The organism is Comamonas sp. SY3 (assembly GCF_041730275.1).
In the GTDB taxonomy this organism is placed as follows: domain Bacteria; phylum Pseudomonadota; class Gammaproteobacteria; order Burkholderiales; family Burkholderiaceae_C; genus Comamonas; species Comamonas sediminis.
The window spans coordinates 20,385-39,857 of record NZ_JBGTYN010000007.1; the positions used below are offsets into that span (position 1 = coordinate 20,385).

The following is a 19,473-nucleotide window of genomic DNA, read 5'->3' on the forward strand; positions in this document are numbered from 1 at the left end:
GCGATGAAGCAATCGACGAGGACCAGGGGCCAGGCCCCTGGTCTTTTTGCGCTATTGCGGCACCAGGCCTGCGGCCTTGACCAGCTGTGCATGCAGGCTGATCTCCTGCGCAATGGTTTGCTGGAACTGCTCCGGTGTCGTGGGCGCCACTTCCATGCCCACGTCCTGCAGTTGCTGCTTGATGTCTTCGCGCAGCAAGATGGCCTGCACCTGGCGGTTGAGCGCATCGACAATCGGGCGCGGCGTGCGCGCCGGGGCCAGCAGGCCGATCCAGGTCTGCATCACCATGTCGGGAATGCCGGCCTCCGCCATCGTCGGCACCTCGGCAATCAACGGCGAGCGCTTGTCGCTCATCAGCGCCAGCGCCGTGAGCTTGCCCGATTTGAGGTGGGGCAGGGCTTCGGGCAACGGCGCAAACAGCAGGTCCACATTGCCGCCGAGCATGTCGTTGATGGCGAGGGCGCCGCCCTTGTACGGCACATGCGTCATCTGCAGCTGGCCCCGGGTCTCGAACATCAGCGCCGCCAGATGCTGGGGGCTGCCTTCGCCCGAGCTGGCATAGGTCACGACGGTGGGCTGGGCTTTGGCAGCGGCCAGCACGGCAGCGGCGTTGGGGAATTTCTTGCGGTCCCTGACCACCAGCACCATGGCCTGGTTCGCCAGTTTGGTGATGGGCGCAAAGTCGGCCTGCGGGTCGTAGGGCAGGTCCTTGAAGATGCTTTTGTTGGTGGTCAGAAAGGACGCCGGCGAGGCCATCAGGGTGTAGCCATCGGGGCTGGCCTTGGCAACGGCCGGCAGGCCGATGCGGCCTGAGGCGCCCGCGCGGTTGTCGACGATGAAAGGCTGGCCGGTGCCGGCCTGCAGCTGCTGGCCCACCAGGCGCGCGATCATGTCCACACCGCCGCCTGCGGGCAGGGCGACCACCACTTTGACGGGGTGGGTCGGATAGCTGGCAGTCTGCGCCTGCGCGCTGAAGGCCAGCAGACCCAGCGATGCGGCCAGGCTGATAAGGTGGAGACGACGATGCATGGTGAACACTCCTGAAAAGTCAATGCGTGCAGACCGGGGCGGGATCGGCTTCCTGCAGGTAACGCGCGAGCCGCAGGCGGCTGATGGCCGCAATCTCGTTCAGCGCCAGTTGCAGCTCCCTCTGCCGGGTGTGCCCCAGGCGCTGCTCGAACACAAGCAAGGCCGATGCCAGGCTGTGCTGGCGGATGCAGAGAATGAAGGGAAAGCCAAAGCGCTCACGGTAGGCGCGGTTCAGACCATCCCAACGCTGGGCCTCGGCGGCCTGCAGCTGGCCCAGGCCCAGGCTGGCCTGCTCGTCGGTGGATGCGGCATTCATCGCCCCTGTTCGGGCCAGCTCGCCGCCCAGCTCCGGGTGGCCCGCATAAAAGCGGATGCGCGCCGGTTCATCCAGACCGGCGACCACGGCCAGCATGGCGCTGTGCAAGGCATCGGCGCTGGCAAAGGGGCGCAGCGCCACGGTCTGCGCTGCCACCCAGGGCGCATGCTCCCAGATGTCGGCCATCGCTGCGCAGAAGTCGTCGGGGCTGCAATGGTTGAGGTAGTCAAGGCGTTCAGCAGGTGTCATGCAGGCCATGCTAGGGCTGCAGAGCATTGCCGTCCATCATAGGTTTGGCAATGATGCATGCGCAAAATTAGTACAATCGCGACATTCCGGAGAGACCCCTTATGCGCCATTCGCTTGTACCTACCGCGCTGCGCTATGCGGACCAGGTCGCCCGCTCGGGCTCGATCCAGAAGGCTGCCCGCGAGTTGCATGTGGCAGCCTCCGCCATCAACCGCCAGATTCTGGCGCTGGAGGAGGAGCTGGGCGTTCCGCTGTTCGAGCGCATGCCGCGCGGCATGCGGCTGACGGCCTCCGGTGACGCGCTGATCACGATGGCCCGCCGCTGGCGCCAGGATGAGACCCGCATGGTGGCCGAGGTGCGGCGCATTCAGGGCATCCACCAGGGCCATGTGTCGCTGGTAGCGATGGACAGCCATGCCACCGGCGTGTTGCCAGCGCTGGTCGAGGCGCTCAATGCCGAGCACCCGCTGGTCAGCCTGTCCGTCGAGCTGAGCACCCCCGACGATGCCGAGACCGCGTTGATGACCGGCAAGGCCGACCTGGCCGCCATCTTCAACCTGGCGCCACGCCGTGAGCTGCTGGTGCTGTGGAAAGCCCAGCTGCCGCTGGGCTGTGTCGTGGCTCCGGGCCATGCGCTGGCCGGGCGCAAGACCGTCAGTTTTCAGGAGGCCACCGCCTACCCGATCGCGCTGCAAAGCCGCGCCATCACCATCCGCCGCCTGCTGGAGGCGCAGTTCAGCTGGCTGTTCAAGGATGCGCGGGGCTTTGTCGAAAGCAATTCGCTGCAACTGGTCAAACAGCTGGCGCTGGGTGGGCAGCGCCTGATCTTTACCTCGGAGCTGGACGTGGCGCCCGAACTGGCGGCCGGTGCGCTGGTGTTCATCCCCATTCGCGACCAGGGCGCCGAGCCGCAGGACATCAGCGTGGCGGTGGACGCTACCCGGCCGCCGGGCCCGGTGGTCAAGCTGGTGGCCCAGCAGCTGATCGCGGCCTTGCAGGCCAGCCTGGACCAGGCCCGCCAGCCCCGTCACTCCAGCACTTCGGTCTAGGAACCCGTTCAAAGTCTGCAGGGCGCTCAGCGCCATGCGCTGCGCCGCTCGGTTCGCTGCGCGCCGTTGTGGCCGATCCCGCCGCAGGGGCCGAGGGGCTTGCAGACGCTGCTTGAGCCATGATGTATTCACCAACCATATAAGCTCTTTGCATTAGCAGCACTTCCTCGCTATGCTGCCGGGCTGGCCTCAGAGGCCGATCCAACATATGACAAAGAGGGAGGGGGGTTATGTGGACAACCATTGGCGTGGTGCTGGTGACCATGGCATTGACGTTTGCCGGTCTGTGGGTGCTGCTCAAGTTCGGCATGCGCTGGTATTTTTCGCGCATGCTCAGGCACGCCCAGGCGCTGGGCAGCGCCCCGCAAGGTGTGGTGGCGCGCATCACGATGCAGTTGGACAAGCTGCAGTTCAGCGACCCGCAGGTGCGCAAGGTGATAGAGGAATGCAAGGCCCTCGGTTATGCATCGGCCGGGCGCTACACGGTGGATGAAATGCCTGGTGTCAAGATCTGGGCGGGCACGCATGCGCAAAACGGCAGTCTGGCCTTGGTGCTGGAGCTGGCGGACCGCTATTTCTCTGCCGATGTGATCCGGTTCTATGGGGAGGGCGCCGCGCTGGGGGCGGGCACCAACCCGGTGTTCCAGGCCGACCACTATCCCCGCCATGTCCAGTACCGCCAGTTTCCGCGCGATACGGCCATGCAGGAGCTGACGCAGTGGCTGGAGGCCCAGCCTTCGCCCTCTGCGGTGGTCGCTGCCACCCCCAAAAATCTGCGCCAGCTCAATGCCCGCATGTATGCGGAGATGATGGATTTTCAGCTGGCGCAACCCATGCCCGGCCTGGAGGCCTGGAAGCGCATGGCGTTGCAGGATGCCGCTGCCGTGGGCAGTACCGTGCCGACCTTGACCGAGCAGCAATGGCAGGCCGTCTACGATGCACAACGGGAGAGCCAGCAATCAGCCACCGAAGAGGCCCTGCAAGACCATGTGCTGCGCAGCGGGCAGGTATCGGCTGCGCAGTGGCAGGCGATGGCCCATGGTCTGGTCTATGTCTATGCGCACCTGCGTGCAGACGAGGTCGCAGAACGCGCATTGCGCCGCAGTGCGTGGACGGCCGATGTGCCCCAGGTGCAAGCGCTGCTGCGCCAGAACCTGGCGCATGCCGAGCTGTTTGAAGCGGTCCAGCGTTTGCTGCCGGAGGACGAACGTTTTGCCTACCTCATCAGCGTCAATGCCCCGCTGAATGCGCGGGTGTACCGGCCGCAGGCTTTGTGACACCACGGGGAGGCTGGCGGCCCTCAGCGCTCGGCGCGGTAGGGCTCGTCCACCGCGACAAAATCCTGCTCGGCCAGCGCCGCATCGATCCAGGCCTTGACGCCGGGCAATTGGTGCACGCGCTCGATATAGGCGGCGATCTCGCCGGGGACCGGCAACTGGTAGGTCTTGAGGCGCGAGCACACCGGCGCGTAGTAGGCATCGGCGATGCTGAATTGGTCAAACAGCATGGGCCCGCCATGCTGGGCCAGCAGGTGACTCCACATGCTGCACAGGCGCTCGACGTTCTTGCGCACGGCGGCGTTGTCGCGCCAGACGATCCGGCCGACCTCGGCCAGATCGGCTTCGATGTTCATCGGGCAGGCGCTGCGCAGTGCGGTGAAGCCCCCGTGCATCTCTGCGCAGATGCTGCGGGCGCTGGCGCGGGCCGCCTTGTCCTGGGGCCAGAGCTGCTTGTCCGGGAACTGCTCGGCCGCGTACTCGGCAATCGCCAGGCTGTCCCAGACGCTGATATCGCCATCGCGCAGCAGCGGCACCGTACCGGTGGGGCTGATGGCCGTCATCGTGCGCTTGAACTCGGACTGGCTGTCAAAGCCATCAAAGCGGATCAGCTTTTCCTCGAACGGGATGCCTGCCTGGCGCAGCAGCACCCAGGCGCGCATGGACCAGGAGGAGTAATTTTTGTTGCCGATATAAAGCTGCAGCATGATCTCAATTGATTAATGGATGAAAACGTCCGGGGCCCTGTGCAGAACTCCCGCCCTATGGAACGAGTGCGGAGCATCCGCTACCGCGCTCAGACCCCGGCAGGGGATGTGCAGAGGGTGCCAGGTTTGACACCGCAGGCACAGGCCCCCAAGGAGCGTAGCAATCCCTAGGACGCGCCCAGCGGCCACACCACGCCGTTGTCATTGAGGATGGCATCCAGCGGCAGGTCATGGGCCTCGGGCTCGAAGTCGTCGACAAAGCCGTTGGTAAAGCCCAGGCCGACGGCGAAGGGGCGTGGCTCCAGCGCGGCCAGCGTGCGGTCATAAAAACCGCCGCCGTAACCCAGGCGGTAGCCACCCGGGCCATAGCCCACGCAGGGCACAAACAGCAGGGTCGGCACCACCAGTTCGGTATTTTGCGGCTTGGGGATGTCGTAGGCGTCCATCTCCATCGGGCAGCCGGGGTACCAGGCATGGAAGCTCAAGGTCTTGTGCTGCTTGTTGACGACGGGCAGGGCGATGCGGCGCAGCTTGGGCTCGTCCATCAGCGCACCGTCTTCCTTCCAGCGGTGCAGCGCTGGCAGCGGATCAAACTCGCCTTTGATCGGCCAGTAGGCGCCGATGACGGCATCCTGGCGTTCCATCAGCCAAAAACGCAGCACTTGCTGGAGCTGTTCGGCGCGCTCCAGACGATCGGGCATATGCAGACGCTGTTCGATGAGCGCTTGGCGCACGGCTTTTTTATCCATTGCAAATATCCCTACAGAAACACGCTGGGTCAGCCATTCTGACACCCAAAACTGCTGCTCCCGGCAAATGGGTTACCGTGAAAACCAGGTATCGTGGGGACCGCTTGGGGTGGATTCGGTAAGGGCATGTAAGCGGATGCCTCGGATTGCCGACCTTGTGGCTGCCGGCGGCAGTGGCGGTGTGTATGATTTTAGGGTTCACCTGGGCGCCGCTGGATAGCGCCGCCGTCTTGCAACCTGGAGCGGCTATGCGTCGGAATGTTTTCACCCCCTTGATGGCGGCCTTGCTGGCCTGCAGCGCCTGGCCGCTGGCTGCGCAGACGATTTTGCAGGGCGCGACGGCCGCGCAGACCTCGGTGCAAACGCCTGTGCAACTGCAGTCAAGTCCGTCGGTCAGCAGCGGCATGGTCAATGACGATGTGATCGTTGACATGCAGCAGGCCTTCCGCAAACGCGAGAAGAACAAGCTCAACCAGCTGCTGCCCAATGCGCGCGGCCATGTGCTGGAGCCCTGGGCCGCCTACTGGGAGCTGCGTGCCCGCCTGAACGAGGCCACGCAGGACGAAGTGCAGGCCTTTCTGACCCGCTGGGCCGGCACCTACCAGGAAGACCGGCTGCGCAACGACTGGCTGCGCCTGTTGGGCCAGCGCCGCGACTGGAGCAATTTCGATGCGATGTACCCGGCGTTCCGCATGGGCGACGACCGCGAACTGCGCTGCTATGCGGCAGTGATCGATCTGGCCAAGGGCGGCGAGCGTGAGGCGCTGGCCAACACGGTCAAGAGCAATTGGTATGCGCAGCGCGATTCGGAGGATGGCTGCAACCTGGCGGCGTCCGAGCTGTTTTCTGCCGGCGGCCTGCAGGCCGATGACATCTGGCGCAGGGCGCGCCAGACGATGGAGGCGGGCCGCCCCCGCGCCGCCCGCGCTGCGGTGGAAGTGGTCGCCCCCATGCAACTGCCCGCGTTTGCCACGATGCTGCAATCGCCCAGCAAATTCCTGACGGCCCAGGCCAAGACGTCTTCGAAGGAGCAGCAGGAGCTGGCCACGTTGGCGCTGATCAAGCTGGCCGCGGACAACCCTGATGGCGCAGCGACCTTGATGGAGGCCCGCTGGAACGAGCTGCTGACGCAGCCGCGCCGTGACTGGGTCTGGGGGGTGATCGGCAAGACCCAGGCGACGCGGCTGTCGCCCGATGCGATGACCAGCTTCGCGAAGGTCGGCAAGGATGCCAACCTGAGCGACGACCTGCTGGCCTGGAAGACCCGCGCCGCGCTGCGGGCCGGCCAGTGGCAGCAGGTGCGCAAGAGCATCGAGGCGATGAGCGCCGAAGAGCGCGAAGACCCGACCTGGATGTACTGGCAGGCCAAGGCCTTGCAGGCCGGGCGCATCAGCGAGGCGCAGACCCAGCAGTCGCGCCAACTGCTGCAAAAGATTGCCGGGACGCAAGGCTTCTACGAGCAGCTGGCGCAGGAAGAGCTGGGCCAGCCCATCGTCATCCCGGCGCAGCCGGTGCCTATCGATGCGCAGGCGCGTGAGTCGGTGCGCAGCAATGCGGGCCTGGCACGTGCGCTCTATGCGATCCAGCTGGGGCTGCGCAGCGAAGGCGTGCGCGAGTGGAACTACATGACCAATCTGCACCAGCGCGGCGGCATGGACGATGCCCAATTGCTGGCCGCTGCCGAGCTGGCCTGCCAGCGCCAGATCTGGGACCGCTGCATCAACACCAGCGAACGCACCAAGACGGTGGTCGATGTGGGCCAGCGCTACCCGATGCCGTTCAAGGAGGCCGTGGTCAGCCGCTCGCGTGAGATCGGGCTGGATCCCGCCTATGTCTACGGCCTGATCCGCCAGGAAAGCCGTTTCATCATGGATGCGCGCTCGGGCGTGGGTGCCTCGGGCCTGATGCAGATCATGCCGGCGACCGCCCGCTGGACCGCCCGCAAGATCGGCATGACCGATTTCACGCCGGCCAGCATCAACGACCGCGACACCAATATCACGTTGGGCACCGCCTACCTGAAGCTGGCGCTGGACGATTTCGACGGCTCGATGGCGCTGGCTGCCGCTGGCTACAACGCCGGCCCCGGCCGGCCGCGCAACTGGCGCAATGGCCCGGTGCTGGACGGTGCCATCTGGGCCGAGAACGTGCCCTTTGCCGAGACGCGCGACTATGTGAAAAAGGTGCTCTCCAACACGACCAGCTATGCGGCCATTCTGACCGGCCAGCCCCAGTCGCTGCGTGCGCGCCTGGGCTCGGTGGGCCCCAAGCCCGAGGGCGAGCCGGACCTGTCCAAAGAGCTGCCCTGATAGCGAGAGGCTTACTGGTTGACCAGCAGCGCGCCCTCGCGCCGTGCGGCGCCTGAGCGCTCCAGGTCGGCCACCAGCGATGCATGCCACTGCGCCAGGTCCTGGTCGGCAAAGTAGCGCTGGTGCAGCAGGCCGTAGTAGGGTGTGGCGGCCAGCCAGGCCTGCACCTGCGCCAGCGGCAGTTGCTGCCATTCCAGCAGCTTGTACTTGAGCAGCACCTTGGCGGCATAGAGCGCATGGCGCTCGGGGCTTTGCACAAAGCGCTCCAACCGCTGGCGCGCGGTCTGCAATGCGGTGGCCACATCGCTGAACGCACTGCCATGGCCGGGCAGCACCAGGCGGGGCTGCAGGTGCTCGATCACATCCAAGGTGGCAGCCACCTCGTCAAAGGCCGCGGTGCCCTCGATCTCCGGAAAGACCACGCCAAAGCCGTTTTCCCAGAGCGCGTCGGCCGAGATCAGGGTGCGCGAGGCGGGCTCGAACAGAATCACCGAATGCGGATCATGGCCGGGCGCCGCATGGATTTGCCAGCGCTGCTCGCCCAGCGGGGTATCGGTGCCGGGCTGCAGCACCTCGTCCATCCGGAAACGCGGGCAGTCCTGGCCGGTGGGGCGGTAGCTCAGCTGGTGCTCGTCCCAATCGGCGACGGCCTGCGCATGGCCGGGTGCAATGCCTGTGCGGGCCTGGGGCCAGCGCTGCTGCAAGGCGGCATTGCCGCCGCAGTGGTCGCTGTGCAAATGGGTGTTGACGATGCGCTGCAGCGGCGCGCCCTGCAGGCTGGCCTCAAGGAGGCTCACGGTCTGCTCGGCATGGCTGCAGTAGCCGGTGTCAACCACCGCCGTGACGCCGCGCACAAACACGGCATTGTTGGCGGACAGCCAACCACGCTCAAGGAACTGGAGACCGGCGGGCAGCGGCAGGGCGGAGGCGGGCATGGTGGGTCTGGCGGCGGGGGTGAACATGGTCTGACCCCCCAGCCTAGCAGACAAGCACCGGCGGCGCATGGCCGGCTGGCACCCAGGCGTCAACGGGGCCGCTGCGCAGCAGTGGGAGCCAGCACAAAGGGCTGGCCAGCCTGCTCGGGCGCGGCCAGCGTATCGGACTCGTCCTTGAGCTGCACGCCCGAGAGCTGGCGCTGGCGCGCCTGCTGCATCAGGTAGTGCAGCTTGTGCACCGCCTGCACATAGCTCAGCCCCTGTTCGCGCACATTGGAGATGCAGTTGCGCGACTCGTCGGTCATGCCCGGGCGGGGCTGCCAGGTCATGTACAAGCCCATGCTGTCGGGAGAGCTCAGGCCCGGGCGCTCGCCGATCAGCACCACCACCAGCGAGGCGCCCAGCGCCGCCGCTATCTCATCGCCCAACGCCACCCGGGCATTGCGCACCACGCTGATCGGGCCGATGCGCCAGTGCGTGGCCAGTGCCGGCAGCATCTGGCGCAGAAAGGGCCGCGCATTGCGCTCGATCGCCAGCGATGACAGGCCATCGGCGACGACGAACACCACATCGGCCGGGGCGCCCGGCAGGCCTTGGAGCAGGCTGCGCGACGCCGTGTCCAGGCGCCGGCCCAGATCCGGCCGCTGCAGGTAGGTGGGGCGGTCCTGCGCGGCGCTGTGCAGGCGCAGGACCGGCTGGCCCGGCGGTGCCAGTGTCTGCAGTTGCTCAGCCAGCTGTTCCATATCCACTTCGGTATGCACGGCCATGCGCGCCTGGGCATGGGCCAGCGCAAAGTCCAGATGCGCGCGCGTAGGCAGGCTGGTGCCGGCGCGTCCCAGTGCAATGCGGGCGCTGGTGAACTGGCGCAGGCGCTCCCAGGGGTTGGGGGTGACGGTCGCGCTCGCGGGCTCGGCGGCGGCGGGCAGCGGTGCGGGGGCGGAGGGGCGTGGGGACATGGGCAGAGGTCAGTTGAGCTGGGCCAGCGCTTGCGAGAAGGGGACGGGCAGGCCATCGGCCAGGCGCAGGCCTGGGCCCCCGGACTGGGCAATGCCCATGGTCTGCAGCCAGGCTTCGAACTCCGGCGTGGGCCGCAGGCCCAGGGTCTTGCGCAGGTAGAGCGCGTCGTGGAAGGACGTGGTCTGGTAGTTCAGCATGATGTCGTCCGAGCCCGGAATGCCCATGATGAAGTTGATGCCGGCCACGCCGAACAAGGTCAGCAGCACGTCCATGTCGTTCTGGTCGGCCTGGGCATGGTTGGTGTAGCAGATGTCGCAGCCCATCGGCAGGCCCAGCAGCTTGCCGCAGAAATGGTCCTCCAGCCCGGCACGGATGATCTGCTTGCCGTCGTAGAGGTACTCGGGGCCGATAAAGCCGACCACGGTGTTGACCAGCAGCGGCTGGAACTTGCGCGCCACCGCATAGGCACGCGCCTCGCAGGTCTGCTGGTCCAGCCCATGGTTGGCGCCGGCCGACAGCGCGCTGCCCTGGCCGGTTTCAAAGTACATGGCGTTGTTGCCGACCGTGCCGCGCGCGAGGCTCTGCGCCGCGTCATAGCCTTCTTGCAGCAAGGCCAGGTCAATGCCAAAGCTGCGGTTGGCATCCTGCGTACCTGCGATGGACTGGAACACCAGGTCCACCGGCACGCCCCGGCCGATGGCCTCGATGCTGGTGGTCACATGGGTGAGCACGCAGGACTGCGTGGGAATGTGGTACTGCTGGATGACCTCGTCGAGCATGAAGAGCAAGGTGCTGACGGCGGCGATGCTGTCGCTGGCCGGGTTGATGCCGATGACGGCATCGCCATTGCCATACATCAGGCCGTCGAGCAGGCTGGCGGCAATGCCAGAGGGGTCATCGGTGGGGTGGTTGGGCTGCAGGCGGGTGGACATGCGGCCGGGCAGGCCGATGGTATTGCGAAAGCGGGTGACCACGCGGCATTTCTGCGCGATCAGGATCAGGTCCTGGTTGCGGCAGAGCTTGGAGGTGGCGGCCACCATCTCCGGGGTCAGGCCCGGTGCCAGTGCGCTCAACGCGGCTTCATGGGCGGCATCGGACAGCAGCCAGTCGCGAAAGCCGCCCACCGTCAGGTGCGCCACCGGGGCAAAGGCGGCGCGGTCATGGCTGTCGATGATGAGGCGGGTGACTTCGTCGCTCTCATAGGGCACGAGTGCCTCTTGCAGGAAGTGGGCCAGCGGCAGATCGGCCAGCGCCATCTGCGCGGCGACGCGCTCGGTGTCATGCCGGGCTGCGACGCCGGCCAGGTTGTCGCCCGAGCGGGCCGGTGTGGCCTTGGCCATCAGCTCGCGCAGCGATGCAAACACATGGCGTTCGGCGCCAACGGTATGGGAATGGGGCATGGTTGCAGCGCTTCCTCAGGGGGTTGTCTCGCCGGGGGCGTCGGCCACCAGGTGGTGGCGGCTGTACAGCGCAAAGTAGGCGACGAAGACAGCGTATACGATGACGGCGCCAATGAGAACCCGGGGATCGACCAGAAAACCGGCCACCACGGCGATGCAGGCCAGCACCAGCGCGATGCCCGAGGTGAACACGCCCCCCGGGGTGCGGTAGGCGCGGGGCAGGTTCGGCTCCTTGATGCGCAGCCAGATGTGCGCGGCCATCATCATCACGTAGGAGATCGTGGCGCCAAACACCGCAACGAGGATCAGCAGATCGCCCTGGCCGGTCAGCGACAGCGCAAAGCCGATGGCGCCGGGCACCAGCAGCGCCAGGTAGGGCGTTTTGCGCTGCGTGGTCAACGACAAACCCCGGGGCAGGTAGCCGGCGCGGGACATCGCAAACACCAGGCGCGAGTAGCCGTAGATGATCGAGAAGAAGCTGGCAATCAGCCCGGCCAGGCCGACAAAGTTGACGAAGCGGCTGATCCAGCTGGGGCCACCCAGCACCTTGCTCGATTCGAGCGCCTCGACCAGCGGGTTGCCCGAGTTCGTCAAGGCCGCTGCACCGGCGCCGCCCGGTGCCAGCACCAGGATCAGGCCGCAGAACAGCACCAGCACGGCGATGGCGCCGATCAGGCCCCTGGGCAGATCGCGGCGCGGGTCCTGCGCTTCTTCGGCGGCCAGCGGCACGCCCTCCACCGCCAGAAAGAACCAGATGCCGTAGGGGATGCAGGCCCAGATGCCCAGGTAGCCAAACGGCAGGAAGTCGCTCGCACCCCAGGCGTCGGTGGGGGCGATGTCGAACAGGTTGCTGACCTGGAAATGCGGCACCATCGCGGCGATGAAGACCACCAGCGCAACGACGGCCAGCGCGGTAACGGCAAAGATCAGGCGCAGGGCCTCGCCGGCGCCATAAATGTGGATGCCCAGAAAGACGGCATAGAAGCCCAGGTAGACCATCCAGCCATCGATGCCGAACAGCGACTGGCAGTAGGCGCCGATAAACGTGGCAATCGCCGCCGGGGCAATCGCGTACTCCATCAGGATTGCCACGCCGCAGAGAAAACCGCCCCAAGGCCCAAAGGCGCGCCGCGCAAAGCCGTAGCCGCCACCGGCCGTGGGGGCGATGGTGGCCAGCTCGGCGAGTGCAAAGCACATGCAGGTGTACATCGTGGCCATCAGCGCCGAGGCCACCAGCAGGCCACCCCAGCCGCCGGTCTTGAGGCCGAAGTTCCAGCCGGCATAGTCGCCCGAGATGACATAAGCCACGCCCAGGCCGACCAGCAGCAGCCAGCCGGCGGCGCCGCGCCGCAGCTGGCGCTGCTCGAAATAGTTGCTCGGGTGCGCGGCGCTGGCGCCTGCAGGGGGTGCGTTATCGGCCATGGCCTACCTCGTGAACTGTGGTGCTTCCCATGGTGGCAAGAATGCGGGCTGCGCTCTATCCGATTTCGGCAAATCTGGATCAGGGGAAGGCTGGGTTGACCTTGGTCCGCTTTTTGCATGACCATGCCGGTATGCCTCGCCACGCCACAGCGCCTCCATGTCCTTGAGCGCCCCTTGTCCATCGCCCACGCTGAGCAGCCGCCGGGCGGAGCACAGCGCCGCTGCAGGCGCGCCAGCGGCGCAGGTGGCGCAGACCTGTGATGTCGACGAGCAGGCGGCCCTGCTGCAAGGCTGGAACCAGCGCTATGAGCAGCTGTCAGCGGGCAGCTTCGAGGGCCGGGTGACCAGCCTGCATCTGAGGCCCATCCAGGCCTGGCGCGAGTTCTCCAGCCAGGCACTGCACCAGACCGGGGCATTGCGCGCCGGGCAACTGGCCATCGGGCTGCCCAGCAGCATTCCGGGCAACACCATGTTCTGCAACCGCTCCTGCAGCGAAGGGCATGCGATTGTGTTTTCGGGCGATGGCCCCTTCGAGTTTGTCTCGCCGGGTGGCCTGGAGATCATTGATTTTGTCGTGGAGCAGGGAAGCCTGGAGCCCTACCTGACCGCCAGCGAGCGCGAGCAGCTGCAGGCCCAGCTGGCGCAGCCGCATCTGCGGCCGGTCTCGGCCCATGAGCGCTGGCGCCTGCCGATTCTGCTGTCCGACATGCAGCAGTGCCTGGCGCAGACGGCGCCCGGGGCCTTGCCGCCCCAGCAGCTCGACGAGATGGCCGGCGATGTGCTTGCCGCCATTGCCGCCGTGCTGCGCGATGGGGTGGGCAGCGAGGCCGATGAACAGCTGTCGTACCAGCGGCGTGCGCATATCGTCAGCCTGGCGCGGGAGCGGGTGGTGGCGACCGGTGCCGATGGCTCATTGACGGTGGAAGACCTGTGCCAGGCGCTGGCGGTGAGCCGCCGGGCCTTGCAATACTCGTTCCAGGAAGTGCTGGGCATCTCGCCGCAAAGCTATCTGCGCGCGGTGCGCCTCAATGGTGCACGCCGCGCGATCAAGCAGGGCAGCAGCGTCTCCGACGCCGCACTGGCCTGGGGCTTTTGGCACTTTGGCCGCTTTGCGCAGGAGTACAAGGCGCTGTTTGCCGAGCTGCCGTCCCAGACCTGCAAGCGCTACCGCTGAGCGGCGCGCGCCTGGTATCAGTCGCGCGCGTCTGCTGCCAGCTCCGGCAGGCCGCGCAATGCGGCATACACGGGGGTGAAGTCGCCTTCGGTCATGTCAAACAGCTGCTGGAAATCGTCGATGACGAAATAGGTCTGCTGGTAAGTGTCGATCTTGTAGCGGGTGCGCATCGTGCGCTCCAGCGACAGCGGCAGGCGCTGGGGCAGCGGGCTGTTGACGGCATGCTGCAGCTCACCCGATGAGCTCAGGATGCCGGCGCCATAGGCGCGGATCTCCCCTTGCTCGCGGATCAGGCCGAACTCGATCGTGTACCAGTACAGGCGGCTGAGCATTTCGCAGGCGCCCAGGCGCTCGGCCTTGAGCCCGCCCTGGCCGTAGCGCTGTACATAGTCGGCAATCACCGGGTTGAACAGCAAGGGCACATGGCCGAAGAGGTCATGGAAGATATCGGGCTCGACCACATAGTCGAACTCTTCGGGCTTGCGGATCCAGTCGGTGACCGGGAACTTGCGGTTGGCCAGCAGGCTGAAAAATGGCACCTCCGGGATCAGGCCCGGTACGGCCACGATCTCCCAGCCTGTCGCCTGGCGCAGGCGCTGGTTGATGTCTTCAAAGCGGGGAATGCGGTCTTCAACGCCCAGCGAGGGCAGCGCATCGATGAAGGCCTGGCTCGCCAGCCCCGGCAGCAAAGCCTTTTGGCGCGCATACAGACGCCGGTAGGTGTCGTGGTCGGCCTCGGTGTAGGCGGCGTAATCTTGCGCGCAGGTGTAGTCCTCCTGCGCGCGGCTGTAGTCGCCGCGGGGTGGGCGGTCGGATTGTCCATAAACCACAGGTGCTTGTCCCATGCTGTGCTCCTTCATTTTTTATAGAGACCAGCCGGGCACCCGCAGTTGATGGGCTGCAGGCGCTCAGTTGGCCTTGATCTTGATCGTGTTGATCAGAAACTGAAACTTGCGTCCTTCCTGCGAAACAAAGTGCGACAGCTCCTTGAGGCGCATGTCTTCCGGGCCAATGCCCATCTTCAGGTATTCGGCCTTGAAGCGCGGGTCGGTCAGCGCACCTTGGAACGCGTAGGCGTACTTCTGTGCTTCCTGGTCAGGCAGGCTGGCGGGCGCAAATACCCCGAACCAGGTGGACACATCAAAGCCCGGCACCGCTTCGTTCACCGGCGGCACCTGGGGCAGGGCGACATTGCGGTCCGAGGTCGTCACCGCCAGTGCCAGCAGTTCGCCGGACTTGATCAGCGGCAGGGCCGAGGCCAGGTTGTCGAACACCACATCGATCTCGCCACCCAGCAAGGCCTTCTGGGCCGGTGCGGCGCCGGCATAAGGCACGCTGGGCATCTGCAGGTTGGCCAGCGACTTGAGCATCTCGCCGGAGATATGGCCGATACTGCCGTTGCCGCCCGAGCCCATCTTCAACGTGCCGGGGTGGCCCTTGATGTAGGCCACCATCTCCGAGGTGGTCTTGATGCCCAGCTGGTCGGCGCGGCTCTTTTTCATCACCAGCACGTTGGGCACGCGCGCTACCAGGATCAGCGGCTTGAAGTCCTTCTGTGCGTCGTACTGGGGGGGCGTGCCCAGGTAGGGCAGCACTGCATGCGTGGCAACCGCGCCCATCAGCACCATGTTTTCCTGGGGCTTGGCATGGGCCACCAGTGCTGCGCCGGTGGCGCCGCCCGCGCCCGGCTTGTTGGCCACCGTGATGGCGCCCAACTGCTTTTCAGCACCCTGGGCCAGCAGGTGGGCCGAGGTGTCCAGCGGGCCGCCGGCGGGGTAGGGGACCACGAAGGTCAGCGGCTGGCTGGCGTTCTGCGCGCTGGCAGCCAACATGAAACCAGACAGAATGGCGGCGAAGGTGACGGAGCGTTTCACAATTGTTTCCAGATTGATAAATCGCTCCGCAGTATAGAGAGGCCGCATGGCAAATTAAGGAATATCAATGCTGCGACCGTTCAATTTTTCCTATAGCACCCCACGGCGCATCTGATCGAGCTCAATGCTCTCGAACAGCGCCTTGAAATTGCCATTGCCAAAACCGTCGTCGCCCTTGCGCTGGATGAACTCGAAGAAGATGGGGCCGAGCTGGTTTTCGCTGAAGATCTGCAGCAGCAACTTCTGGCCGGTGCCATCGATCAGGATCTTGCGCTTTTTCAGCTCGGCCACGTCCTCGCCATGGTCGGGCAGGCGCTTGTCGACCAGCTCGTAGTAGGTGTCGATGGTGTCGAGCAGCTTGACGCCGCCGGCACGCAACCGGTCCACGGTTTCATAGAGGTTGTCCGAACCCATCGCGATGTGCTGGATGCCTTCGCCGTTGTACATATCCAGGTATTCCTGGATCTGGCCGGCCTTTTCCTTGCCCTCTTCGTTGATGGGGATGCGGATCTTGCCGCAGGGACTGGTCATGGCCTTGCTCTTGACGCCGGTGACCTGGCCTTCAATGTCGAAGTACTTGATCTCGCGGAAATTGAACAGGCGCTCGTAGAAGCCGGCCCATTCGTCCATGCGGCCACGGTGCACGTTGTGGGTCAGGTGGTCGATATAGGTCAGGCCATGGCCATGCGGGTTCAGCGCTTCCTCGGCGCTGACGCCGGGCAGCGGCTCGAAGTCCACATCGAAGAAGCCGATGTTGCCGATGTCACCGGCTTGTGCGCCGTTCTTGCCGCGCCAGCGGTCCACCAGGTAGATCAGGCTGTCGCCAATGCCCTTGATCGCGGGGATGTTCAGCTCGCCCGGGCCGGCCTGGCCGGCATAGCCCCAGGCGCCCAGGCCCAGTGCGCGTTCGTAGGCGGCCTTGGCATCCTGCACGCGGAAGGCGATGGCACAGACGCTGGGGCCGTGGAGGCGGGCAAAGCGCTGGGCAAAGCTGTCGGGCTCGGCGTTGATGATGAAGTTGATCTCGCCCTGGCGGTACAGGGTCACGTTCTTGTGGCGGTGGCGCGCGACGGGTTTGAAGCCCATCGATGTAAAGACCTTGCCCATCGCGACCGGATCGGGTGCGGCATATTCGATGAACTCGAAACCGTCGGTGCCCATGGGGTTGTCCCAGGTCGTGAACTCAATGGTCTGGTGGGGAATGGCGGCGGTCATCGCGGGTCTCCTGTGGATCGTCTCTGGTGGCGCCAGCATCGGCTGGCTGCTGTGGCTCCACTGTACCGGCCTTGGTGCGCAGCATTTTGGCGATTTATCCCAGTATCATCGCATGTAAAGCCTGTTTTATGTGATCTTGCCGGAAATCAAGCATTAAAATTGCGTGATCCTGTTGTGTCGCGCTGCTGCGGTGCAGCAAAACCATCCGGACCTTTGCCATGACCACCACTGCCTACCCCCTGGACAAGCTTGACCGTGCCATCCTGCAGCGCCTGCAGCTCAATGGCCGCGAGACCTATGACGTCGTGGGCGAGCAGGTGGGCCTGTCGTCCAGCGCAGTGCTGCGCCGGGTCAAGCGCCTTGAAGAGGTGGGTGTCATCGAGCGCTATGTGGCGCTGGTCAAGCCCGAAGCGGTGGGGCTGTCGATGACGGCCTACCTCAATGTGCGGCTGGAGAAGTTCACCGAGGCGAGCAAGCGCAACCCGCTCGATCTCTTCCGCGCCAGCGTGCAAAGCTGGCCCGAGGTGGTGGAGTGCGTGGCGCTGACCGGCGACATGGATTATCTGCTGCGCGTGGTCGTCGCCGACATGGCGCACTACAGCCGCTTTGTGTTGGACACCTTGCTGCGCCACCCCGCCGTGCAGGATTGCAAGACCAGCTTTGTGCTGGACCGTGTCAAGCTCACCACAGCTTTGCCAGTGCTGCCCGGGGTCTGAGACCTATTACTTTTTGCGCCAGCGCAAACCGCGCTGCAATCGCCAGGCCGTTGAGCGGCCCGTTGAACTGCATGCTCCAGTGCCCGCGCCCAGCGCAAAGCCGCATGGCTGCGGGCGTTGAATACCCTTTGTAAGCGGGGGGTAAGCCATAGGCACGAAATATGCTGCATCGCAGCATGATTGATAATACGCGGGTTAACCCGTATATTTACCCCATGATCACGACGAAAGAATGGTTCCCTTCATCCGTTGCGAACGGCATGATGGCGTTTTTCCCCTTCTTTGGCCGGTGGGGCGAGAGCCCGCAGCAGCCCGACGGCAAGAAGCCACGACCTTCCGCCTCTATGGTTCCTATCCGCGCCCTCAGCGAGCGTCACCGCCCACGCATCCTCGCCCACCTGCTGAGCCTGGATGCGCAGGACCGCTATCTGCGTTTTGGCTACCAGGCCAGCGATGCGCAGATTGAGCGCTATGTGGACGGGCTCAACTTCGAGCGTGACGAGATCTTTGGCATCTACAACCGCAGTCTCAAGCTGATTGCGATGGCCCATGTGGCCTATGCGCCGCCGTCGTCGGACATGGCCAGCTGCGCAGAGTTCGGCGTCTCCGTGCTCAAGTCCGGCCGGGGCAAGGGGCTGGGCAGCCGCCTGTTCGAGCGCGCCGCGATGGACGCCCGCACCAAGGGCGTGCAGATGCTGTTCATCCATGCACTGTCGGAGAACACCGCGATGCTGAAGATTGCCCGCAAGGCCGGCGCCACCGTGGAGCGCGATGGCTCCGAGTCCGAGGCTTATCTGAAGCTGCCGCCCGCAGGCTTTGACACGCGCATGGCCGACCTGGTCGAGGACCAGATGGGCGAGATGGACTACCAGTTCAAGAAGCAGGCGCGCCAGTTCTGGGATTTCCTGTCCACCGTGCAGGAAGTGCGCCGTGACGTGCAGCAAGGCAGGCACAAATCGGGCCAGTGAGCGCCCGCGAGGCAGTGGTGGGGGTGCTGCGGTGCTGAATAATTCGGCAGCGATTTCGGAGGAAATCCGCAATCCGTTATGCTGATCGCTTGTTTCACTACCGCACGTCCTGCATTCCAAGACAGTGTCAGACCCCCATCCCTCGCGCTTCCCTGACAAGGAAGACAAACGCACCTTTTTTCAGAAGGTCGCCGAACTGATTCACCCGGCTCCGGACTCTCCGGACGAGTTGATCGAAACCCTGGCAGAAGCCGAAAGCAACGATGTCATCAACGCCGACTCCCGCGTGATGCTGGAGCGGGTCATCCGCATGGAAGACATGACCGCAGGCGATGTGATGGTGGCCGCACCGCGCATGGACCTGGTCGACATCGAGGCCGACTACGAGTCGGTGCTGCACACCGTCATCAACACCGCGCATTCGCGATTTCCGGTGTTCCAGGGCGAGCAGGAAAACATCATTGGCATTCTGATGGCCAAGGACCTGCTCAAGCTCCAACGTTCCCCCCAACTCAATCTGCGTGCGCTGCTGCGCCCGGCGGTGTTTGTGCCCGAGAGCAAGGGCCTCAACGACCTGCTGCGCGAGTTCCGGGGCAACCGCAACCACCTGGCCATCGTCATCGATGAGTTTGGCCGTGTTGCCGGCCTGGTCACGATTGAAGACGTGCTCGAGCAGATCGTCGGCGAGATCGAGGACGAGTTCGACCTGCCCGAGGACGAGGGCGATATCTTCGCGCTGGCCGATGACACTTTCCGCATCTCGGGCGATACGCCGGTCGAGCGGGTGGCCGACGAGTTCAAGGTGGTGCTGGAGAGCAGCGACCCCGATGAATCGTTTGAGACCATTGGCGGCCTGATTGCCCATGAGCTGGGCCATGTGCCCAAGCGCGGCGCCCACATCATGCTGGGCGGCCTGCACTTCGAGGTGCTGCTGACCAAGGGCGGCGCAGTGCGCTGGTTCCGCGTGCAGCGGGCCGCGCCGGTATCGGACCCGGCCGCAGACGCCTGAGCCAGCGCCGGCCAGGCGCCCATACCGACTGCAGCCAGGCAGCCAACCATGGCAGCGAATCTCGGTTCGCTGCCATTTTTTTATGGGCGTTCGCTGTGCCTGCCCCGTGTTTGGCCTT

18 protein-coding genes are annotated in these 19,473 nt (G+C 65.2%); 7 read left to right on the forward strand and 11 right to left on the reverse strand.

What is annotated here, in order from left to right; genetic code table 11:
* Positions 1 to 51: 51 nt before the first annotated feature.
* Positions 52 to 1,029 carry a Bug family tripartite tricarboxylate transporter substrate binding protein gene (locus ACCQ08_RS11155; RefSeq protein WP_373449803.1) on the reverse strand — a complete coding sequence of 326 codons (978 nt, stop codon included), beginning with the start codon at positions 1,027 to 1,029 and terminating at the stop codon, positions 52 to 54.
* Between the two features lie 19 nt (positions 1,030 to 1,048).
* Entirely contained in the window at positions 1,049 to 1,594 is a 546-nt protein-coding gene (gene uraD, locus ACCQ08_RS11160; protein ID WP_312530309.1) for a 2-oxo-4-hydroxy-4-carboxy-5-ureidoimidazoline decarboxylase, read from the reverse strand.
* A 101-nt stretch (positions 1,595 to 1,695) separates the two neighbouring features.
* On the opposite strand from uraD, the gene ACCQ08_RS11165 reads away from it, so the two are divergent.
* Together ACCQ08_RS11165 and ACCQ08_RS11170 are read left to right on the forward strand one after the other, a co-directional pair.
* Positions 1,696 to 2,643 (forward strand): LysR family transcriptional regulator, encoded by a 948-nt coding sequence (locus tag ACCQ08_RS11165; RefSeq protein WP_369459644.1) that lies wholly within the window; start codon positions 1,696 to 1,698, stop codon positions 2,641 to 2,643.
* A 230-nt stretch (positions 2,644 to 2,873) separates the two neighbouring features.
* Positions 2,874 to 3,920: a hypothetical protein gene (locus tag ACCQ08_RS11170; protein ID WP_373449804.1), complete on the forward strand. Its 1,047-nt coding sequence runs from the start codon at positions 2,874 to 2,876 to the stop codon at positions 3,918 to 3,920.
* Between the two features lie 23 nt (positions 3,921 to 3,943).
* On the opposite strand, the gene ACCQ08_RS11175 is transcribed toward ACCQ08_RS11170, so the two are convergent.
* Together ACCQ08_RS11175 and ACCQ08_RS11180 are read right to left on the reverse strand one after the other, a co-directional pair.
* Positions 3,944 to 4,627, reverse strand: coding sequence for a glutathione S-transferase family protein (locus tag ACCQ08_RS11175; RefSeq protein ID WP_312411260.1), 684 nt, complete (start codon positions 4,625 to 4,627; stop codon positions 3,944 to 3,946).
* Positions 4,628 to 4,794: 167 nt separating this feature from the next.
* A complete protein-coding gene (locus tag ACCQ08_RS11180) occupies positions 4,795 to 5,376 on the reverse strand; it encodes a 5-formyltetrahydrofolate cyclo-ligase (RefSeq protein ID WP_373449805.1) in 582 nt (193 codons plus the stop codon).
* A 404-nt stretch (positions 5,377 to 5,780) separates the two neighbouring features.
* Between ACCQ08_RS11180 and ACCQ08_RS11185 the strand changes: the two genes are divergently transcribed.
* On the forward strand, positions 5,781 to 7,685 hold the full coding sequence (locus ACCQ08_RS11185; protein ID WP_373449929.1) for a transglycosylase SLT domain-containing protein: 1,905 nt from the start codon (positions 5,781 to 5,783) through the stop codon (positions 7,683 to 7,685).
* A gap of 11 nt (positions 7,686 to 7,696) precedes the next feature.
* Here ACCQ08_RS11185 and ACCQ08_RS11190 read toward each other — a convergent pair whose 3' ends face one another.
* From ACCQ08_RS11190 to eat, 4 genes are all read right to left on the reverse strand, one after another.
* Entirely contained in the window at positions 7,697 to 8,620 is a 924-nt protein-coding gene (locus ACCQ08_RS11190; protein WP_373449806.1) for an MBL fold metallo-hydrolase, read from the reverse strand.
* An 89-nt stretch (positions 8,621 to 8,709) separates the two neighbouring features.
* Positions 8,710 to 9,576, reverse strand: a complete 867-nt coding sequence (gene eutC / locus ACCQ08_RS11195; protein WP_373449807.1) for an ethanolamine ammonia-lyase subunit EutC — start codon at positions 9,574 to 9,576, stop codon at positions 8,710 to 8,712.
* Between the two features lie 9 nt (positions 9,577 to 9,585).
* Positions 9,586 to 10,977 (reverse strand): ethanolamine ammonia-lyase subunit EutB, encoded by a 1,392-nt coding sequence (locus ACCQ08_RS11200; RefSeq protein ID WP_373449808.1) that lies wholly within the window; start codon positions 10,975 to 10,977, stop codon positions 9,586 to 9,588.
* 15 nt (positions 10,978 to 10,992) lie between these two features.
* Complete coding sequence (eat, locus tag ACCQ08_RS11205) at positions 10,993 to 12,399, reverse strand: ethanolamine permease (RefSeq protein WP_373449809.1); 1,407 nt, start codon at positions 12,397 to 12,399, stop codon at positions 10,993 to 10,995.
* A gap of 157 nt (positions 12,400 to 12,556) precedes the next feature.
* On the opposite strand from eat, the gene ACCQ08_RS11210 reads away from it, so the two are divergent.
* Entirely contained in the window at positions 12,557 to 13,573 is a 1,017-nt protein-coding gene (locus ACCQ08_RS11210; protein ID WP_373449810.1) for a helix-turn-helix domain-containing protein, read from the forward strand.
* Between the two features lie 17 nt (positions 13,574 to 13,590).
* Here ACCQ08_RS11210 and phhA read toward each other — a convergent pair whose 3' ends face one another.
* From phhA to hppD, 3 genes are all read right to left on the reverse strand, one after another.
* Positions 13,591 to 14,418, reverse strand: a complete 828-nt coding sequence (gene phhA, locus ACCQ08_RS11215; RefSeq protein ID WP_373449811.1) for a phenylalanine 4-monooxygenase — start codon at positions 14,416 to 14,418, stop codon at positions 13,591 to 13,593.
* Positions 14,419 to 14,481: 63 nt separating this feature from the next.
* Positions 14,482 to 15,447: a tripartite tricarboxylate transporter substrate binding protein gene (locus ACCQ08_RS11220; protein ID WP_312411237.1), complete on the reverse strand. Its 966-nt coding sequence runs from the start codon at positions 15,445 to 15,447 to the stop codon at positions 14,482 to 14,484.
* A gap of 90 nt (positions 15,448 to 15,537) precedes the next feature.
* Positions 15,538 to 16,662, reverse strand: coding sequence for a 4-hydroxyphenylpyruvate dioxygenase (gene hppD / locus ACCQ08_RS11225; RefSeq protein ID WP_239809581.1), 1,125 nt, complete (start codon positions 16,660 to 16,662; stop codon positions 15,538 to 15,540).
* Between the two features lie 218 nt (positions 16,663 to 16,880).
* On the opposite strand from hppD, the gene ACCQ08_RS11230 reads away from it, so the two are divergent.
* The 3 genes from ACCQ08_RS11230 to ACCQ08_RS11240 all read left to right on the forward strand — a co-directional run bounded on the left by ACCQ08_RS11230 (position 16,881) and on the right by ACCQ08_RS11240 (position 19,355).
* A complete protein-coding gene (locus tag ACCQ08_RS11230) occupies positions 16,881 to 17,378 on the forward strand; it encodes an Lrp/AsnC family transcriptional regulator (RefSeq protein WP_239809580.1) in 498 nt (165 codons plus the stop codon).
* Between the two features lie 215 nt (positions 17,379 to 17,593).
* A complete protein-coding gene (locus tag ACCQ08_RS11235) occupies positions 17,594 to 18,346 on the forward strand; it encodes a GNAT family N-acetyltransferase (RefSeq protein WP_239809579.1) in 753 nt (250 codons plus the stop codon).
* Between the two features lie 124 nt (positions 18,347 to 18,470).
* Positions 18,471 to 19,355 carry a transporter associated domain-containing protein gene (locus tag ACCQ08_RS11240; protein WP_312835331.1) on the forward strand — a complete coding sequence of 295 codons (885 nt, stop codon included), beginning with the start codon at positions 18,471 to 18,473 and terminating at the stop codon, positions 19,353 to 19,355.
* Positions 19,356 to 19,473: the final 118 nt, after the last annotated feature.